This is a genomic window from Pseudomonas sp. P4_D7 (assembly GCF_056401755.1).
The window spans coordinates 18,326-36,291 of sequence record NZ_JBFUIR010000005.1; the positions used below are offsets into that span (position 1 = coordinate 18,326).

General features: G+C 59.5%; 12 protein-coding genes and 2 pseudogenes. 2 read left to right on the plus strand and 12 right to left on the minus strand.

Translation table 11 applies throughout. From position 1 onward, the window contains the following. Window positions 1–62: 62 nt before the first annotated feature. Together AC1DVF_RS05690 and AC1DVF_RS05695 are read right to left on the minus strand one after the other, a co-directional pair. Window positions 63–443, minus strand: a pseudogene (locus AC1DVF_RS05690) (isochorismatase family protein); the annotation flags it as partial. 94 nt (window positions 444–537) lie between these two features. Next, window positions 538–1,404, minus strand: coding sequence for a pirin family protein (locus AC1DVF_RS05695; protein WP_186624668.1), 867 nt, complete (start codon window positions 1,402–1,404; stop codon window positions 538–540). A gap of 105 nt (window positions 1,405–1,509) precedes the next feature. Between AC1DVF_RS05695 and AC1DVF_RS05700 the strand changes: the two are divergent. Further along, window positions 1,510–2,418, plus strand: a pseudogene (locus tag AC1DVF_RS05700) (LysR substrate-binding domain-containing protein). A 228-nt stretch (window positions 2,419–2,646) separates the two neighbouring features. Further along, window positions 2,647–3,450 carry a 2,5-didehydrogluconate reductase DkgB gene (gene dkgB / locus AC1DVF_RS05705; RefSeq protein ID WP_477782205.1) on the plus strand — a complete coding sequence of 268 codons (804 nt, stop codon included), beginning with the start codon at window positions 2,647–2,649 and terminating at the stop codon, window positions 3,448–3,450. Between the two features lie 11 nt (window positions 3,451–3,461). On the opposite strand, the gene AC1DVF_RS05710 is transcribed toward dkgB, so the two are convergent. From AC1DVF_RS05710 to AC1DVF_RS05755, 10 genes are all read right to left on the minus strand, one after another. Next, the gene (locus tag AC1DVF_RS05710) at window positions 3,462–6,692 is read right to left on the minus strand and encodes a transporter substrate-binding domain-containing protein (RefSeq protein ID WP_477782206.1); all 3,231 of its coding nucleotides are present in this window, start codon (window positions 6,690–6,692) and stop codon (window positions 3,462–3,464) included. A gap of 10 nt (window positions 6,693–6,702) precedes the next feature. Beyond that, window positions 6,703–7,329: a response regulator gene (locus tag AC1DVF_RS05715; RefSeq protein ID WP_460127779.1), complete on the minus strand. Its 627-nt coding sequence runs from the start codon at window positions 7,327–7,329 to the stop codon at window positions 6,703–6,705. Window positions 7,330–7,464: 135 nt separating this feature from the next. Next, a complete protein-coding gene (locus tag AC1DVF_RS05720; RefSeq protein WP_093432006.1) occupies window positions 7,465–7,908 on the minus strand; it encodes a chemotaxis protein CheY in 444 nt (147 codons plus the stop codon). Window positions 7,909–7,997: 89 nt separating this feature from the next. Then, entirely contained in the window at window positions 7,998–9,308 is a 1,311-nt protein-coding gene (locus tag AC1DVF_RS05725; RefSeq protein ID WP_477782207.1) for an EAL domain-containing response regulator, read from the minus strand. After that, window positions 9,280–9,690 (minus strand): hypothetical protein, encoded by a 411-nt coding sequence (locus tag AC1DVF_RS05730; protein WP_093432000.1) that lies wholly within the window; start codon window positions 9,688–9,690, stop codon window positions 9,280–9,282. The genes AC1DVF_RS05725 and AC1DVF_RS05730 overlap by 29 nt, the downstream gene beginning before the upstream one ends. Before the next feature lie 167 nt (window positions 9,691–9,857). Continuing rightward, complete coding sequence (locus AC1DVF_RS05735) at window positions 9,858–12,032, minus strand: autotransporter outer membrane beta-barrel domain-containing protein (RefSeq protein ID WP_186624673.1); 2,175 nt, start codon at window positions 12,030–12,032, stop codon at window positions 9,858–9,860. A 230-nt stretch (window positions 12,033–12,262) separates the two neighbouring features. After that, a complete protein-coding gene (locus AC1DVF_RS05740; RefSeq protein WP_460098400.1) occupies window positions 12,263–13,036 on the minus strand; it encodes an OmpA family protein in 774 nt (257 codons plus the stop codon). 10 nt (window positions 13,037–13,046) lie between these two features. Next, window positions 13,047–13,460, minus strand: coding sequence for a DUF4398 domain-containing protein (locus AC1DVF_RS05745; RefSeq protein ID WP_477782208.1), 414 nt, complete (start codon window positions 13,458–13,460; stop codon window positions 13,047–13,049). Window positions 13,461–13,590: 130 nt separating this feature from the next. After that, the gene (locus tag AC1DVF_RS05750; protein WP_414926881.1) at window positions 13,591–17,226 is read right to left on the minus strand and encodes a transporter substrate-binding domain-containing protein; all 3,636 of its coding nucleotides are present in this window, start codon (window positions 17,224–17,226) and stop codon (window positions 13,591–13,593) included. Continuing rightward, entirely contained in the window at window positions 17,227–17,853 is a 627-nt protein-coding gene (locus AC1DVF_RS05755; RefSeq protein WP_093431991.1) for a response regulator transcription factor, read from the minus strand. Between the last annotated feature and the right edge of the window lie 113 nt (window positions 17,854–17,966).

Below are 17,966 nucleotides of genomic sequence, written 5' to 3' on the forward strand. Positions count from 1 at the left end.
GACTGACATGACGCCTTCGCGAGCAGGCTCGCTCCCACGGGGGGGACTGCGTGCGGCCTGGGTTACTTACCGTTAGTCAGGGTGCTGTAGCTGGTCATCAGGTTGCGGTAATCCGGGATGTGATTGGAGAACAGCGTGCCCAGCCCTTCGATGTCGTTGCGCCAGTCGCGGTGCAGCTCGCAGGCCAGACCGAACCAGGTCATCAATTGCGCACCAGCGCTGGACATACGGTTCCACGCCGATTCACGGGTCAGTTCGTTGAACGTGCCGGAGGCGTCCGTCACCAAAAACACATCGAAGCCCTCTTCCAGCGCCGACAGCGCCGGGAACGCCACGCAAACCTCAGTCACCACACCGGCAATGATCAATTGCTTCTTGCCAGTGGCCTTGATCGCCTTGACGAAATCTTCGTTGTCCCAGGCGTTGATCTGGCTCGGACGGGCGTGTTCATGGGCGTTTCCTCTTTTCTATAGGCAACAGCCATCCCTGGCCTGCGAACCGGCCTACGCGTCCTGTGTAGAGCGCAGTGGTTGTGCGTTAAGCGTGCATCTGGCCGAAGCGGCCGGACTGGAAGTCGGCGAAGGCCTGGTGGATTTCCTGCTCGGTGTTCATCACGAACGGGCCGTGGCCGACGATCGGTTCGTCGATCGGCTCACCGCTGAGCAGCAACACCACCGCGTCCTGGCTGGCTTCGAGTGTCAGCTGATGGCCATCACGTTCGAACAGCGCCAACTGCCCTTCACGCACCGATTCCACACCGTTGACCTGCACCGAACCTTTCAGCACCACCAGCGCGGTGTTGCGGCCTTCGTGCGAATCCAGCGTCAGCAACTTGCCGGCGTTCAGGCGCAGATCCCACACATCAATCGGTGTGAAAGTCCGCGACGGGCCGGTGTGGCCATCGAATTCGCCGGCGATCAGCCGCAGGCGACCGGCGTTGTCCTTGAGCGCAATGCTCGGGATGTCGCTGTCGAGAATGGTCTGGTAGCCCGGCGCGGCCATTTTGTCCTTGGCCGGCAGGTTGACCCACAACTGAACCATTTCCAGTTTGCCGCCGGTTTTGGCGAAGTTTTCCGAATGAAATTCCTCGTGGAGGATTCCGGAAGCCGCAGTCATCCATTGCACATCGCCCGGGCCGATCACACCGCCACTACCGGTCGAGTCGCGGTGCTGCACTTCGCCTTCATAAACGATAGTCACGGTTTCGAAACCACGGTGCGGATGCTGACCAACGCCACGCCGTTCGATGGTCGGGGTGAAATCGGCCGGACCGGCGTGATCGAGCAGCAGGAACGGGCTGATGTGTTTGCCCAGGTTGTCGTAGGAAAACAGCGTGCGAACCGGGAAACCATCGCCGACCCAATGGCCGCGCGGGCTGGTGTAGATACCGATGATGTTTTTCATGGTTGTCTCCAATTTGGGTGAGTGATGCCATGGATTAAGCTTAAATCCGTATCCATTAATGCACTAGACTGCAAAAATCAGCCTTAGCGTTCTATATGGAGAACGATGGTGGAAGACCTCAACACCCTCTACTACTTCACCCAAGTGGTCGAACATCATAGTTTCGCCGCCGCCGGGCGCGCACTGGACATGCCCAAATCGAAGCTCAGCCGACGGATTTCCGAACTGGAAGAACGCCTTGGCGTGCGCCTGCTGCATCGCACCAGCCGCCACTGCTAGTTGACCGAAATCGGTCAGGCGTACTACCAGCGCTGCCTGGCCATGCGGGTTGAGGCGGAAAGCGCGGCCGAGCTGATCGAACGCAACCGCTCCGAACCGCAGGGGCTGGTGCGCCTGAGTTGCCCGACAGCGCTGCTCAACTCGTGGGTCGGGCCGATGCTCACCCGTTACATGCTCAAATACCCGCTGGTGGAGTTGTTCATCGAGAGCACCAATCGCCGCGTCGATCTGCTGCACGAAGGCTTCGACATCGCCCTGCGCGTGCGTTTTCCGCCATTGGAGAACACCGACATGGTCATGAAGGTGCTGGGCAACAGCACGCAGTCAGTGGTCGGCAGCCCGCAGTTTGTCGAACGCCTGTCTTCACCGCCCTCACCTGCCGACCTCAATGGCTTGCCGAGCCTGCACTGGGGCGCGGCGCAGCGCGAATATCAATGGGAGCTGCTCGGGCCGAATGACAACACGGCACTGATTCGCCATACGCCACGCATGGTCACTGATGATTTGATTGCCTTGCGTCAGGCGGTGATTGCCGGCGTTGGCGTGGCGCATTTGCCGAGTGTAGTGGTGCGTGAGGACATTGCGGCCGGCCGTGTGGTGGAGTTGATTCCCGGTTGGGCGCCGAAGTGCGGGTTGGTGCATGCGATTTTCCCTTCGCGGCGCGGGTTATTGCCGTCGGTGCGCACGTTGATTGATTTTCTCGGCGAGGAATTTTCCCACAGTGACATTGCCTGAATCGGTGGTGCGCCCTTCGCGAGCAGGCTCGCTCCCACAAGGATTTTGTGAACACCACAGATCTCCTGTGGGAGCGAGCCTGCTCGCGAAGAGGCCAGCCCAGACAACACAAATCCTGAAAATGATTCATGACTTCCGGTCAACAGTGCTTTGCCCCACCAGCGGTTTTTCTCAACCATCCGGACGCGGATACTCCTGCCCATTCCCACTGCAACCCTGGAGTTTTTCATGTCTGTTCCCGCTTTCGGTCTGGGTACATTTCGCCTGCAAGGCCAGGTCGTCATTGATTCGGTGAGCACCGCTCTCGAACTCGGCTACCGGGCCATCGACACCGCGCAAATCTACGAAAACGAAGCCGACGTCGGCCATGCCATTACGGCCAGCGGTGTCACCCGCGAAGAGCTGTTCATCACCAGCAAGATCTGGGTCGCCAACTTCGCCCAGGATCGCTTGATCGACAGCCTCAAGGAAAGCCTGCAAAAACTGCAGACCGACTACCTCGACCTGACGCTGATTCACTGGCCGTCGCCGGAAAACCAGGTACCGGTCGAAGAGTTCATGGGCGCCCTGCTCGAAGCCAAGCGTCTGGGCCTGACCCGACAGATCGGTGTTTCCAACTTCACCATCGAGCTGATGCAACAGGCGATCGCGGCGGTCGGTGCCGACAACATCGCTACTAATCAGATTGAACTGCACCCGTACCTGCAAAACCGCAAAGTGGTCGAGTTCGCCCAGAGCCAAGGCATCCACATCACCTCGTACATGACCCTCGCCTACGGCGAAGTGCTGCAAGATCCGCTGATCCGGCAGATCGCCCAGCGCCTGCAAGCCACCCCGGCGCAAGTCACCCTGGCCTGGGCCATGCAGTCTGGCTACGCGGTGATTCCGTCGTCGACCAAACGCGCCAACCTGCAAAGCAACCTTGCCGCTACGGCGCTGACACTGAGCGACGCCGATATGGCGCTGATTGCCACGCTTGATCGCGGCCATCGCCTGACCAGCCCGAAAGGCATCGCGCCGCACTGGGACTGAGCCGGTGCCCGTCAGATTTGCAAGCGTTGCGCGAGTCCGGCCATGGCCTCGCGTAACGTCTCGCTCGCCACGTCCAGCGGCGCCGCGTGCGTCTCGCGACACGCCTGCTCAAGCGCTACACATGCCGCCACCACCCGCGCCGCGCCGACCATCTGCGCCCCACCCTTGATGTGATGCGCCAGCTCGCGCAGCCCTGCGCGATCCTGCTCCTGCTGCAAAATCTCCAGACGTTGCAGATCGAGGCGCACGCTGTTCAACACTTCCTTGCGCAACTGTTCGATCAAGGCACGATCATCCCCGGCCATTTGCTCCAGCGTGCTCAGGTCGATTTCCGTCAGCGCGGGCACCTCGCCGGGGTCCACCGTCTTCTCGCAATGACTGGCAGCCGTCAACGCCTGCGCCAGGTCGTGCAAGCGGATCGGTTTGAACAGGCATTCGTCCATGCCGGCATTCAGGCAGCGCGTCCTTTCCTCGGCTTGCGCATTGGCGGTAAAACCGAGGATCAGACAAGGCTTGCGGCCGGCATGCGACTCGGCATCGCGGATGGCCCGCGCCAGTTGGTAACCGTTGCGCCGCGGCATGTTGCAATCGGTGATCACCACATCGAACGCCTGCGCCCGCCACTGCTTCAGGCCTTCATCACCGTTCTCGGTGTCGACGGTGCGATGGCCGAGCTCACTCAACTGCCAGCACAACAGCAATCGGTTCACCGGATGATCGTCCACCACCAGAACACTCAGTGACGACGTTACCGCAAGCGCTGCTTGCGGAGCACTTGGCGCGCGAGCCAGAGCAGCCAACAACGGCAGTTCAAGACTGACTTCGACGCGTGTGCCTTCACCCGGTGCACTGTCAAGCCGCAGCGTACCGCCCATCATTTCACAGAGGTTGCGACTGATGACCAGACCCAGCCCGGAACCACTGCGGGCTGATTGCGAGTCATGGCTCGCCTGCACGAAAGGGTTGAACAGCCGTCGTCGGTCGTCGGCGTCGATCCCCACCCCGCTGTCTTCAATAAGCACTTTCACGGTCAGGCGTTCCGCCGTCACGGTGGTCACCGTCAGCCGTAGACTGACCTCGCCCTCCTCGGTGAACTTGATCGCGTTGCTCAACAGATTCGACAGCACTTGTTTGAAGCGCGTCGGATCAATCAGCACGTCAATGTTGCTGCGGGCATCAAGTTCGATGTGCCATAACAAGCGCTTCTGCCGAGCCAGCCCTTCAAACACTCGACACACCGACACCACCTGCTCACGCAGGTTGGCACGCTCAGGCACGAGGGACAAATGCCCGGTCTCGATCCGCGCGATGTCGAGGATATCGCCGATCAACGCCAGCAACTGTTGCCCGGCGTTGGATGCCACCTGGATCGCCAAGCGATCGATCACGCCCTCCTCGGCGCGCTTCAAGGCCAGTTCGAGCATGCCGATCAAGGCGTTCATTGGCGTGCGGATTTCATGGCTCATGGTCGCCAGAAACGTGGTCTTGGCGCGATTGGCATCGTCTGCCGCGTCCTTGGCTTCCTGCAATTGCTGCAGCCATTGCTGGCGCCGGCGAATCTGTTGGCGCTGAAAAACGATCCAGGCCAGCGCAAGCGCCAGCAACACCGCGGCACCGGCAAAACCGAGGAGAATCTCGCGACGATGGCGTAACCAATAACTGTCTTCCACCACCACATCGTGGCTCCAGCGCTCCACCAGTTCGTCCATCTGTGGCGGGGCGATGCTCAACAGCGCCTTGTTCAGGATCGAATGCAATGCCGGCATCTGCGGTGCCGTCGCCAACGCAATGCGCGCCGGTTGATCGCCGATGGTGCCGGTAATGCGCAGACGCTCACGGTAGTGACGTGCGATCAGAAAGCGCGCCACCAGCAATGAACTTACCGTGGCATCGACCTGCCCCTTGGCAATCAACGCCATGCCTTCAGCGGGGCTTTTGACTTCGACCAGACGGATGCGCGGCACGCGGCTCAACAGGTAAGCACGTAACGGATGGCCGCGATAAATCGCCAGCCGTTTATCGGCCAGATCATCGAGGTTGAGCGGTCCCTGCGCGGTGATTGCGCTGACCAGCACAAACGGATTATTCAGGTAGGCGCGGGTAAATTGCAGTTCGGCTTCGCGCTCGCTGCTCGGTGTCACCACCGGCAATACATCCAGTTCACCGGCCTTGAGCTGTTCGATCTGCCGATCCAGCGACGCCCCGCGCACGATCTCGAAGTTCAACCCGCTGCGCTGGCTGATCAGACTCAGCAGTTGCGCCGACAGTCCGCTGAAACGGCCATCGGCATCGAAAAACGTCAGCGGTGCGAAATCTTCGATGGCTCCGACCCGGACCACGGGATGCTGGTCCAGCCACTCCTGCTCATTCGCACTGAGTTGCACCCGCGACTGTTCAGCCATATCGGCGAGGCCGACGCTCCAGCGTAGCTCGATGCGCTGGCGCCGCTCCATGGGGATGGCCGTCAATGCCTTGTCGACGATGCGTTTGAGGCGCCCATCGCTGCGCAACAGCGCGAAGCCGAACGAATTGGCGTCCAGCCCGGCCGGACCGGCCAATTGCAGGTCGTTACGATAATTGGTGTTGATCAGGTAGTTGGCACTGATGAAGTCGCCCAGATAAACATCGTCCGCGCCGAAGGCCACCGCACCGAGCGCATCCATCGCCGACGGGTAACGCTGCACACTTGCCCGGGGATAAAACGCCTGCACGCTGGCCAGAGGCAGATAGTCCTCGACCATGGCCAGGCGCTTGCCGGCCAGATCGGTGGGCAATTGTTCATTGAGTCGAGTCACCAGCATCGGCTGATCTTCGGCGTAGGCACGGGACAGGATGAAGGCCGGGTCGGCGGCTTCAAAACTGTTGGAGGTTCCCAGCAGATCGAGATCGCCGCGTTTGAGTGCCGCCATCACGGCATCGCGGTTGGCGAAACGGCGGACTTCGATGCGCACGCCGAGCAACTGCCCCAGCAGGTCGGCGTAATCGGCGGTCAGCCCTTCGAGTTCCTGTTGATTACGGGTGATCTCGAACGGCGGGTAATCCGGCCCGGAAATGCCCATGCGCAACACCGGGTGCTGACGCAGCCATTGCCGGTCCTGTTCATCCAGGCGCAGCTGGACATTTTCCAGTCCGGTACGGGTCAGCACTTGCAGCACCTGCGGCGTATCGCTTGCCCAACAAGTGGTCATCAGCGTCAGCCACAGCCACAGCCACAGCCAGACAATCCGGCGCCCCTGCCTCATGTCTGTTCGCTCAGATCACATGATTGCGCTTGGCGAAATCGCGCAAGTGTACCGCTGAGTTCACTCCGAGTTTTTTCATCAGACGGGTCTTATAGGTGCTGACGGTTTTGTGACTCAGGTGCATGTCCTCAGCAATCGCCTTGTTGGACTTGCCCTGCCCCAGTTGCGCAAAAATGCTCAACTCACGGTCGGAGAGCTGCTCGATCATCTGTTTTTCCGTGATCTGTACGGCATTCAGCGTACTGAAAGGGTCCGGGAGCGCAGAGAAAAAGGTATGCCCCGACACCACCGCCCGGATGGCATTGCGCAACTGCTCCAGCTGATTGGTTTTGGTCACGTAGGCCATGGCCCCAGCGCGCACACAGCGTTCCTGATAGAACATCGGCTCGTGTGTACTGAACACCAGCACTCGGCAATGAAGATCATTGGCCTTGATCCGGGCCAGCACCTCCAGCCCGCCGAGCACTGGCAAATTCAGGTCGAGGATCACCAATTGAGGCTTGTGTTCACGAATAAGCGAGATCACCTCGTTGCCTTCGGACGCCTCGTATATCTGCTTGAATCCTTCGGCTTGCAACACGATCCGGATGGCGGCACGCACCACCGGATGATCGTCGACGATCAGCGCTAACTTCATGGCCACTCCCGGTGCAAAGGCTGACGGGCAGGCCACCGATGGGGGCTGATCCAGACTCAGTGGCTGCACAGGGACTGTTGCATGGAACGGGGAGCAAAGCACCTGTCAGGTCTGACAGTTGCGGCCGGGGACTTTTTATGCATGCGCAACGTACTGCATCAGCGGGTGTGGCTTGTGAGCGACCGGTTTACCTGGCTTTGCGGGCACATCGACCAGCGCCATCAACTGACTGATCGACTGCTTTGAAGGCAACATCAAATGACTGATCTGCACATTCTCCTGAGCGAACCCCGAGGTCTGTTGCAACGGCGCCGTGCCTTCGTTGTAGATCAACGCCTGACGAATCTGCGGGTTATCAAGGAAAAACCCCAGCAGATCCAGCGAACGCGCCGCCAGCTCGGCGTTGATGACCACCACATCGAACGGCTCACAACCGTAGTCCACCAGCGTCAACAGTTCAGTGAGGCTTTGCACCGGGGCCACGCGGTAGTAATCGAGGCTGTTGAACAGACGCTCGATTTTCATCCGGTGGAAATGCTGCGAGTCTGCAATCAGGATGCGCAGGGCTTTATTGATCATGTTCAATCTCCCGGTGTCACGGTTTCTGGGTGCGGCAAGACTACGCAAGCCACACGACAGGTTCTGTAGGACTTTTCCTAAAAGAAGGTTCACTCATCCGAGTCACGCCGATCACCGTGCTGCTGCAACCAAAGCAACAAATCGGCCCCCGACATCGGCCGCGCATACCAGTAGCCCTGCCCTTGGGAACACCCCAATGCCAACAGTTCACGACGCTGTGCATCGGTCTCGATTCCTTCGATCACCACGCTCATGCCGAGGGTTTCTCCCAACGCCAGTGTGCTGCTGATCGCCGCCCGGCATCGCGGTTCGTGCTCAAGATTGCGGATGAATTCGGCGTCGAGCTTGATCTCGTTGAACGGCAACTGACACAAGCGCTGCAAAGATGAGAAGCCGGCGCCGAAGTCATCGATCGATAGACGACAGCCCATCATTCGCAGGCGGACGAGGCTTTCCAGGCTGGTGGCCGGCGCTTCTAGCAGACCGCTTTCGGTCAGTTCGAAAGTCAGGCCTGCACCGCAAGCACCGTGGTGCGCCAGAAGGTTTTTCAACGTGGTCGTGAGCTGCGCATTGGCCAACTGCACAGCGTGCAGATTGAACGCAACATTCAGGAAAACTCCCTGCGCACGGGCACTTCGTTGCACACCCAGCGCCTGATCGATCTGCGCAAACAATAGCTCGTCGAGTAATCCGCAACGCTCCAGCACAGGCATGAACAAAGCGGGCGAAAGGATGCCGTGGGTTGGATGGAGCCAGCGGCATAGCACCTCTACACCACAGACCTCACCGGTCTGCAGGTTGAATTTGGGCTGATACCAGGCCTGCAATTGCTGCTGCGCCAACGCCTGACGAACCGATGCCTCACTGGCCAGCGTCACGGCCGCGGCCGTGGGTTGCGCCAGAGCCGGCCTGTCGAGGGATTTGCTCAGCAGATTCGCCAGCACTTGCACATGCAAAGGCTTGCCTACATCGCCAAGCAGTTCCAGGCCAAGCAACGCCACCATCTGATGCACCGCACGACGCAGGTCTGCCGACAGCGAACTACTGATGATCACCGACTTGACCTGCCCCGAGGCCCCCACCCGCTGCAGAAACTCCAGCCCGTCCATCCCCTCCATCTGCAAATCGCACAGGGCGACATCGACCGTACCGACTTCCTGCAAGAGCGCCAGCGCCTGAGCTCCGTCACTGGCCTCGAAGATTTCGCGACAACCCAGCGTACGCAGCATGTTGACCGCCACCGAGCGCTGGAACGCATGGTCTTCCAACACCAACACACGCAGCGGCAGAGCAGGCACGGCAATTGAGTCGTCGATGCCGGGAGCATGGTGTGTCGTGGCCAATGGCGTATTCGACTCGCCAGCAGAGGTCTCAACGGTTGTGGGATTGTTCCTGAACATCAAGGTGCTCCAGCAAAGGGCCAAGGGTTTGCCGGTCCGGGGTACGGATCAGCATCAACTGTCGTCGGTGGTTGGCATAAATCGTCTGAGCCTGCGGCTGGCCGCGAACAGTGTCATGAATCACCCCGTGGCGAATCTGTGCATTGCTTGCAAAGAACCGCACCCAATCCACGCCAGTGGCGGCGATCAACCCCGCGTTGATGATCATCAGGTCAAAGTGCTGGAAGGGCTCGCTGGAGTAATGGGTCACGCCCAACAACTCACGAAACGAGTGCACCCGCGTCAGTTCGCGACAGCCCAGTTCTTTAAAGGTCTTGCCGATTCGGGCGTGCAACGCAGGCTCCTCGTCGGCAATCAGAATTCGCCAGCTTTTGTAGGACATTGGTTTCGACAGAGGTAGAAAAGGTCGCCGCTCGCGGCGTAAGAGGCGACACACTAGGCAAAACAGTCGTCAAAGCATGTAGGACGAGTCTGAAAAAATACCAAGAAATCTCCGACGCCCTTTGAAGAACAACGCCACGTCGGAAGGATCCGACGTGGCAACCCGCCTCACCAAAGGTAGCGATACCCCAGGCTCACTCCGAATGGCTGTTCGATGCCATTGCCCTTGGCGTACTCGGCATCCAGCGAGATCTTGCTTTTCTCACTGACCTGCAATACGCCGCCGAAGCCGAGTTCGACGCGGTTGCCCGGCAGCTCGGCATCGAGTTTGTTGCCATTGACGCTGACCTTGCTGCTGCCGGCATGCTCGGTGATGTACGACGCTTTGACATACGGTTGGGCCTTCATGCCATTGCTTAGCTCCAGGCTGCGACCGAACAGCGAACCGACACGGCTTTGCAGTGAATCCAGATCATCGGACTTGACGCGCAGACCGTTGCTGGCGGTGTAACTGGCCCCTTGGGTGCGGGTCGCAGTGATTTCCAGTTGCGGCTCGACGAACCAGCCATCCTTCAGATTGATGCGTTTGCCAACCTCGATATCAGCACCGACACCATTAGTGCTGTAGGAACCTTTTACCGCTTGCCCCAGATTGTTCGGCGTTTTGATGTCCGTATCGAAACGGCTGTACTTCAAGACGCTGTCAACGTAGACGCCATTGTCATTGAGGTAAGTGGCGTAAATGCCGAACATGCGGCTGTCGATATCGCCCGACGCCCCTTCACCGAAATCCAGATCGGAACGCGCAGTACCGACCATGCCACCGACATAAATCTTGCCGCTGTCCACTGCGAAAGCCTTGTCGGCACCGATTTCCAGACCGCTGACGTCCTGGGAATAGGCGCGGCTGGAATGCTCGCTCACATCGAAACGCTTGCCGATGGCGCGGGTCCAGAGCCCCCCGTCATCCTCGCCCATGCGCAACTCGCCGAGGCGCTTGACCAGAGCGTTCATCTGCGCGTTCCACAGGCTGGCGCCGGCGGTGTGCGCGGCGATGGCGGCGTTGGCCCCTTTGGACAGGTTTTCCGGCGCCGGGTCGATCGGGCGCGGCGGTGGCGTCACAGGGCCCACCGGATCCACTGGATTGACCGGATCAACTGGCGTCACTGGCTCCACCGGATTGCCGGGGTCTACTGGCGTCTCTGGATCCACCGGCGTTACCGGATCAACCGGAATCGCTCCCCCGCTCGCCAGTACCCAGTCATCACCCTGTTGGCGCAAGGTATAGCGGAATGCACCCGCATCGACGTGGCCGCCATACAGGGCGAATTTCGCGCTGCCGCCGTTCGTATCGACCAACAGCAAGCGGCCATCGGAGGTCGTCGGTTCATTACCGCTATCGCCGACGATCAGCGTGTGATCACCACTGGCCATGCCGGCGCCTTGCACGATCAGCAAATCATCACGCTGATTGGCGATATCGGTATTCATCAAAATGCTGCCGCTACCGGAAAGAGCATTGACCGTAAGCGTCTTGAACGTACCGTCGCTGCCCGGCGCGAATGCCAGACGCCCGCCATTGAGGGTCAGCGAGTCCACCGTGTTCACGCCGTTCTCCATGACATTCACCGTGCCACCTGCGTCTGCCACAAGGCCATTGGCTTGGGCACCCGTGTAGAGATTGACCTGACCACCGTTGCTGACCGTACTGTTATTGGCCGTGCCAGTGGCGTACACGCTTTGGGTACCACCCTGCACGCGCGTGTCATTGGCCACCGCCCCGCCGACCAAGCCACGGCGCAGGGTTTGCTCACCGCCTGCGTTAATCACGCTGCCGTTAGCCACCGCCATGTTGATCAGGTTTTGCGTACCGCCAGCACCGACCTGACTATCGTTGGCAATCGCCATGATATCCAGCGTCTGTACGCTGCCCGCATTGATCAGCGTGCGGTTGGCCGTGGAACGAGTGACGGTCTGCTGACTGGCATTGAGCACGGTGTCATTGGCAATACCGCTGGTGCCCACCATCTGTGAGCCGCCGTTATTGACCACCGTGCCATGGCTGACGCCACTGAGAACGTTTTGTGTCGCACCATCTACTACGGTGTCGTAGGTCACACCGTTCTGAAATACGCTCTGCGTCCCACTACCGCTGACCGTGGTGCGATGGGCCGTGCCGTTGGTTCCGATCGATTGCACGCCGGTGGTAACGCTTTCGTCATAAATCACTGCCCCGCCATTGACTGAAGAGGTGTAGGCACTGGCGTGCAGTGGCAGCAAAAACGCAATGGCGACGGCCACGGCGACAGGGTTGCGCTGGAACAACGGGGAACGGGTTTTCATCAACAGAACCTCACGTGCGCCCTCTTGGGCAACGGCGTAAATAGAGTTGAGTCAGAACCTTTGAGGGAACCGGTTCGCACTCGGGGAACCGGCAATTTAGAGAATCGAAGGGACTTTCTGAGTAGGATTTTTCCTTGTCTTTGTAGGAAATTTCCCAAGAGCATTGATCGGTCTTGACCCATGCTCAGATGCAAGAAAGCGAGCCCGTTGCAGGCTCGCTTGATCGCTCATCAGCCGCGTGCACCGACCACGCTTGAACCGTAAGAGATGATGACCTCCACCCGACGGTTGAGCTGACGGGAGCGAGCATTGCCGTTATCGGCAATCGGAAATTGCTTGCCGTAGCCTTTGGTGATCAGCCGATCAGCGCCTATGCCCATTTGCTTGAGCGCGAAAGCCACGGCGTCCGCACGCTGCTCCGACAGACGCTGATTGAAATCGTCACCGCCGACATCGTCGGTAAACCCTTCGATACGCACCTTGCGTTCAGGGTTGGCCGCTAGATACTGCGCCAGTTGTTCGAAGTTGCGCTGGCTGCCGTACTTGAGATCGGCCTTGCCGGTGTCGAACAGCACATCGCCGAAGGTCACGACTTCCCCGCGCTGGGTTTTCTGCGCTTTCATCGCTTGCAGCGCCTTGAGCTGCTGAGTGCGCACGTCGAGTTGCACCTGAGTCCGCTCGGCGTCAATTTTCTTCAGACCCGCCTCGGCCTGGCGGCCGGCAATGGTCTGCTCGGCCAGGGCGATTTTCTGGCTGGCCAGATAGGCCAATTGATCGACTTGCGGTGCCTGGCGGTCCTTCTGCGACGCCTGGTCGGCCGCGTTCAACGCCGTAAAGGCAGACTTGGTTTCAATGGCTGCGAGGGTGTTGGCTTCCGGCTTGTTTTGCAGCGCCGCGAACTGTTCGCGGGCTTGCAGCAGTTGCGGGTTTTCAGGCGGCGTGGCGCAACCGGCCAGTGTCAGAGCGATCAGCGAAGCGATGGGCAACAGTTTGAAATTCGACATGAACAAGTCCTTATTGAGCGCTGGCTGGCGGATTGAAACCGGTGACCGGGTCTTGCAGCATTTCCTGCTTGAGCACCTCAATGCCATTGCGCGCGTTAGCCAGTTGTTTCTGCCATTTCACAGCGCGTGATTTACGTTCGGCGAGGTTGGCATCGGCTTCGATCTGTTCGGCCAACAACTTGGCTTGCGGGTAGTTTTTCTCACCGAGGGCGCGTTCCATCTGGAACATCTTGTCTTGCGCTGCCTTCATTTCCAAAGGTGCGTATTGGGTTGCTTCGGCCGACACCGCACGGTTGACCGCGTCCTTGGACAAGCTGATCTGTTGCTCTGGCAGCGGCGCGCTGGCGCAGGCACTCAACGCCGCAGCAACGGCCAGTCCACAGACGGCCAATCGTGCACGGGAAGACATACGTGGAAGGGTCATCAACAGCTCCAAATGTTAACCAGTGAAGTGAGCTCGGCTGTATGCCGAGACCACCGCACGTTAGCGACAGAGAGCCAGTGACGAATGTAGGAAAATTCGCAAGAAACACAGGGAAACTGGAAATAGTTTGTTACGCCAGGCGCTCGTCCAGTTGCTCCGCCAAACGCTCCATCGATTGCTGCAAGGCATCCACCGCTTCGGTCAGAACCTGCGTGTCGAGACCTTCGCTGGCAACCTCCAGCGCTTCACAAGCCTGGATCAGTGAGTGCGCCTTGATAATGCGTGCGCCACCCTTGACCCGGTGGGCCAGATTGGCGAGCCCGGGCATGTCGTGCTGGGTAAACAGGCGCATCAGTTTGGCCATGTCCTGCGCATTGCTCGTGGCCAGATCGCTCAACAGACTGTTGATCGACGCGCGGTCGCCACGGGTCAATTGTTCGAGGCTGCCCAGATCGATGTCACCGGTGCCGACATCGCCGGGCTCGTCTTCAGTCGGTGAACGAGGCCGTGGAACGACTGCGGCCAGACGCAGATTCAGATCCCTGAGGCTGATCGGTTTGAACAGGCAGTCGTCCATGCCGGCCTCGGCGCAACGATCCTTCTCCTCGGCCAGCGCATTGGCGGTAAACCCCAACACCAGGCTGCGCGCCAATCCTCGCGTCGCCTCTTCATCGCGGATCGCCCGGGCCAGTTCGTAACCATTCATGATCGGCATGTTGCAGTCGGTGATGACCACGTCGAACGTCTGGTTGCGCCAGGCACGCAGGCCATGGGCGCCGTCCTCGGCATCCGTCACCCGGTGGCCCAGATAACTCAACTGCTGCGACAGCAGCAGACGGTTGGCCGGGTAGTCGTCGATCACCAGAATATTCAGACAGTGGCTGGCCTGCAGTGCCACGTTTTCCTCGACCGGCGCGGCGTCCAGAGGATCGAGTGTCGGTAGATTCAACCGCACCTCGATCTGCGTGCCCTGCCCCAATTCGCTGGTCAGCGCGAGGCTGCCGCCCATCATTTCGCACAAGGTGCGACTGATCATCAGCCCCAGCCCGGAGCCGCCCTGGGCCGACTGACCATGGTTGGCAGCCTGGGAAAACGGCGTGAACAATTGCGCCTGATCCACAAGCGAGATGCCGCGCCCACTGTCGGTTACGCGCAAGCAAAGGCGCAGTCGATCATCACTGCCGGTCTCGACCTGCACGCTCAATACCACCTTGCCCACATCGGTGAACTTGATCGCATTGCTCAACAGGTTCGACAACACTTGCTTGAAACGCAGCGGATCGATCAACACGTCGACGTTGCTCAGGGCATCCAGGTCCAGTTGCAGACGCAACTGTTTCTGGCGCGCCAGGCCTTCAAAAATGCGCGCAACCGATTCAATCAGTTCACGCAGATTGGCGCGTTCCGGCGCCAGCGACAGGCGCCCGGACTCGATCCGTGCAATATCGAGAATGTCGCCAATCAGGTCCAGCAAGCCCCGCGCTGCGCCCGAGGCCACCTCAACAGCAAAGCGATCCAGCACTCCTTGATCGGCCTTTTTCAGCGCCAGTTCGAGCATGCCGATGATGGCGTTCATCGGCGTCCGAATTTCATGGCTCATGGTTGCCAGGAACGTGGTTTTGGCGCGGTTGGCGTCATCGGCAACATCTTTGGCGATTTGCAGTTCCTGCAACAGATGCTGACGCTCGCTGACATCGATCCAGCCAGCGATCATGCCGTTGACTGCACCGTCGCTGCCACGATACGGCAGCATCCAGTGGTAGATGGTCAGCGCGCGGCCGTCCGCCAGATTCAGGCTACGGTCCTGGATGCTCGGCAAGCCGTCCTCCATCACCCGTAGATAATCATCCTGAAACGTCTGTGCCTGCTGCATATCGCTGAGCACGCCGTCCGTGACCAACTTGCCGATGACCGCTTCGCGCTCGGTACCAAACACTTGCAGATAACCACTGTTGCAGATCACCAGGCGACCTTCGCGATCGCGCACGTAGATCGGATGCGGCGTGCCGTCGATCAGCACGCGCATGAACTCCATCTGATCGTTCAGCGCAATTTCAGCCTGACGGCGCTTGCGCATCAACAGACGCAGATAGGCGATCCAGCCCAGCGCCACCAACAGCAACACGCCGGCGATCACGAAGCCCTGGATGATCATCGCGCGATTGCGCAGCCAGTAACTGTCGTCCACCACCACTTCGCTGCGCCAGCGGTTGGTCAACTCGTCCATTTCTTCCGGACTGATGCTCAACAGTGCCTTGTCGAGGATCGAGTACAACTCCAGCGCACCGCGATTGGTGGCCAGTGCGATGCGTGCAGGCTGGGTGCCGACCGTGCTGGTGACCTGCAAAGTGTCGCGGTACTGGCGCGAGATCAAATAGCGCGCGCTGACCAGCGAATTGATCGCGCCGTCGGCCTTGCCCAACGCGACCATCTCCATGGCCTCGGCGGCGTTGCCTGCCGTCACAAGTTGCACCTTGGGGAATTGCTCGATGAGGTACTCGCGCAGAATGTTGCCGCTGATCAGCGCCAGGCGCTTGCCGGCCATCTGATCCAGCGTCATCGGTTCGCCGCCACGGCGAGTGACCAGCACGAACGGGTTGATCAGGTACGGCCGGGTAAAGCGCAATTGACCTTCGCGCTCGGTGCTCGGCGTGAACGCCGCCAGCATGTCGGCCTTGCCGCTGGTCACCTCACCGATCAGGTCGCCCACCGACTCAACACGCTGTATATCGAATTGCAGGCCCGTGCGCAGGCTGATCTTGGCCAGCACATCAGCACTGATGCCGCGAAACTTTCCGGCTTCATCGACAAAGGTCAACGGCAGAAAGTTTTCGTTGATCGCGACTTTGATACGCGGATGGTGATCCAGCCAACGCTGTTCGTTCACGCTGAAATGCAGTCGATGCTGGCCGGGAATGGCCACCCCGCCGACACTCCAGCGGCGCCGGATGCTCATACGCTCTTCCGCAGGAATGACCTTCAACGCCGCATCGAGAATGTGCAACAACCGGGTGTTGTCCCGGGTCACGGCAAAACTGAAGGGCTGGGTTTCCATACGCGAAAAATCGCTGAGCTGAACGTTGTTGAGGTAGTTCTTCTTGACCAGGTAATTGGAGCTGAGCAGGTCGCCCAGATAGACGTCAGCCTGACCGAACGCCACGGCACCGATCGCCGTCAGTGTCGAGGGATACAGTTGCACGTCGGCTTTTGGGTAAAACGCCTTGACCGTTTCCGGTGGCAGGTAGTGATAGAGCATCGCCACTCGTTTGCCCGCCAGGTCTTCCGGCAGGTTGTGACTCTCATCGATGCGCGTCACCAGGGTCGGGTTATCGTCAGCGTAAGGCGAAGAAATTGCCAGTTCGGGATCCGCCGCCTCAAAACCGTTAGCGGTGCCGATCATATCGATCTGGCCGTGCTTCAGCGCCGTCAGCAGATCGCCGCGCGAGGCGTAGCGCCGGACCTCGACCGTGACGTGCAGCAATTGTTCGATCAGTTGTGCGTAATCGGCCGTCAGGCCTTCGTAATCATTGCCGTTGCCGGTGATCGCAAAAGGCGCGTAATCAGGGCTGCTGTCGCCGAGCAACAGACGCCCCTTGCGGCGCAACCAGCTCCAGTCCGGCTCATCGAGTGGCACGGCATACTCGTCGACATCCGAGCGACCGAGCAATTGCAATGTATCGGGCTGCGTCGCGGCCATGGCCTGCAGCAACGACATTGAGCCGAACAGTGCCAGACCGGCCAGGCAATTTCTGACGAAAATAATCATCTAGAGCAGGTTGTTACGCTTGGCAAAATCGGCGAGGTACACCACCGACTTGACGTTGAGTTTCTCGATCAGCCGCGTCTTGTAAGTGCTGACGGTTTTGTTGCTTAACAGCATGGCTTCGCCGATTTCCTTGTTGCTCAAACCCTTGGCCAGTTGCTGCAGGATCGTCAACTCGCGATCAGACAGACTCTGAATCAGTTCCAGATCGGTGGCCTGGGCATCGCTGCGGCGCACCGAGCTACTGGCCAGATTGGGGAAGAAGGTATAGCCGTCCATCACCACCTTGATGGCTTTGACCAACTCGTCGAGGTCGTTGGTTTTCGACATGTATCCGGCTGCGCCAGCCTTCATGCAGCGCATGGAATAAAACTGTGCCGACTGCGACGTCAGCACGAGGACCTTGCAAGACAGGTTCAGCGCGCGGATACGCGAGATCACCTCCAGGCCGTCGAGCTTGGGCATGGCGATGTCCAGAATGATCAGGTCGGGGGTATGTTCGCGGGCCAGCTGCACAGCATCGGCGCCATTGTCCGCTTCCGCGACGACTTCGAAATGTTCCTGTTTCAACAGCATCTTGACCGCAGAGCGAATGAACGGGTGATCGTCCACGATGATCGCTTTCAACATAAAAACCCCTGTAAGACGTTGATCAACTACTTGGCAACGCCACAAATAACAATGGGACAGCAGTCCAGATGCTCCACGTGCAGAACATACACGAGCACCACAGAATTGTAGGA

What these genes read in the sequence shown, in the direction of transcription:
- dkgB (WP_477782205.1), top strand. Translation starts at nt 2,647, where the DNA reads ATGTCTGTTCCCGCTTTCGGTCTGGGTACATTTCGCCTGCAAGGCCAG.
- AC1DVF_RS05755 (WP_093431991.1), bottom strand. Translation starts at nt 17,853, where the DNA reads ATGTTGAAAGCGATCATCGTGGACGATCACCCGTTCATTCGCTCTGCG.
- AC1DVF_RS05740 (WP_460098400.1), bottom strand. Translation starts at nt 13,036, where the DNA reads ATGTCGAATTTCAAACTGTTGCCCATCGCTTCGCTGATCGCTCTGACA.
- AC1DVF_RS05750 (WP_414926881.1), bottom strand. Translation starts at nt 17,226, where the DNA reads ATGATTATTTTCGTCAGAAATTGCCTGGCCGGTCTGGCACTGTTCGGC.
- AC1DVF_RS05710 (WP_477782206.1), bottom strand. Translation starts at nt 6,692, where the DNA reads ATGAGGCAGGGGCGCCGGATTGTCTGGCTGTGGCTGTGGCTGTGGCTG.
- AC1DVF_RS05735 (WP_186624673.1), bottom strand. Translation starts at nt 12,032, where the DNA reads ATGAAAACCCGTTCCCCGTTGTTCCAGCGCAACCCTGTCGCCGTGGCC.
- AC1DVF_RS05730 (WP_093432000.1), bottom strand. Translation starts at nt 9,690, where the DNA reads ATGTCCTACAAAAGCTGGCGAATTCTGATTGCCGACGAGGAGCCTGCG.
- AC1DVF_RS05715 (WP_460127779.1), bottom strand. Translation starts at nt 7,329, where the DNA reads ATGAAGTTAGCGCTGATCGTCGACGATCATCCGGTGGTGCGTGCCGCC.
- AC1DVF_RS05745 (WP_477782208.1), bottom strand. Translation starts at nt 13,460, where the DNA reads ATGACCCTTCCACGTATGTCTTCCCGTGCACGATTGGCCGTCTGTGGA.
- AC1DVF_RS05695 (WP_186624668.1), bottom strand. Translation starts at nt 1,404, where the DNA reads ATGAAAAACATCATCGGTATCTACACCAGCCCGCGCGGCCATTGGGTC.
- AC1DVF_RS05720 (WP_093432006.1), bottom strand. Translation starts at nt 7,908, where the DNA reads ATGATCAATAAAGCCCTGCGCATCCTGATTGCAGACTCGCAGCATTTC.
- AC1DVF_RS05725 (WP_477782207.1), bottom strand. Translation starts at nt 9,308, where the DNA reads ATGTTCAGGAACAATCCCACAACCGTTGAGACCTCTGCTGGCGAGTCG.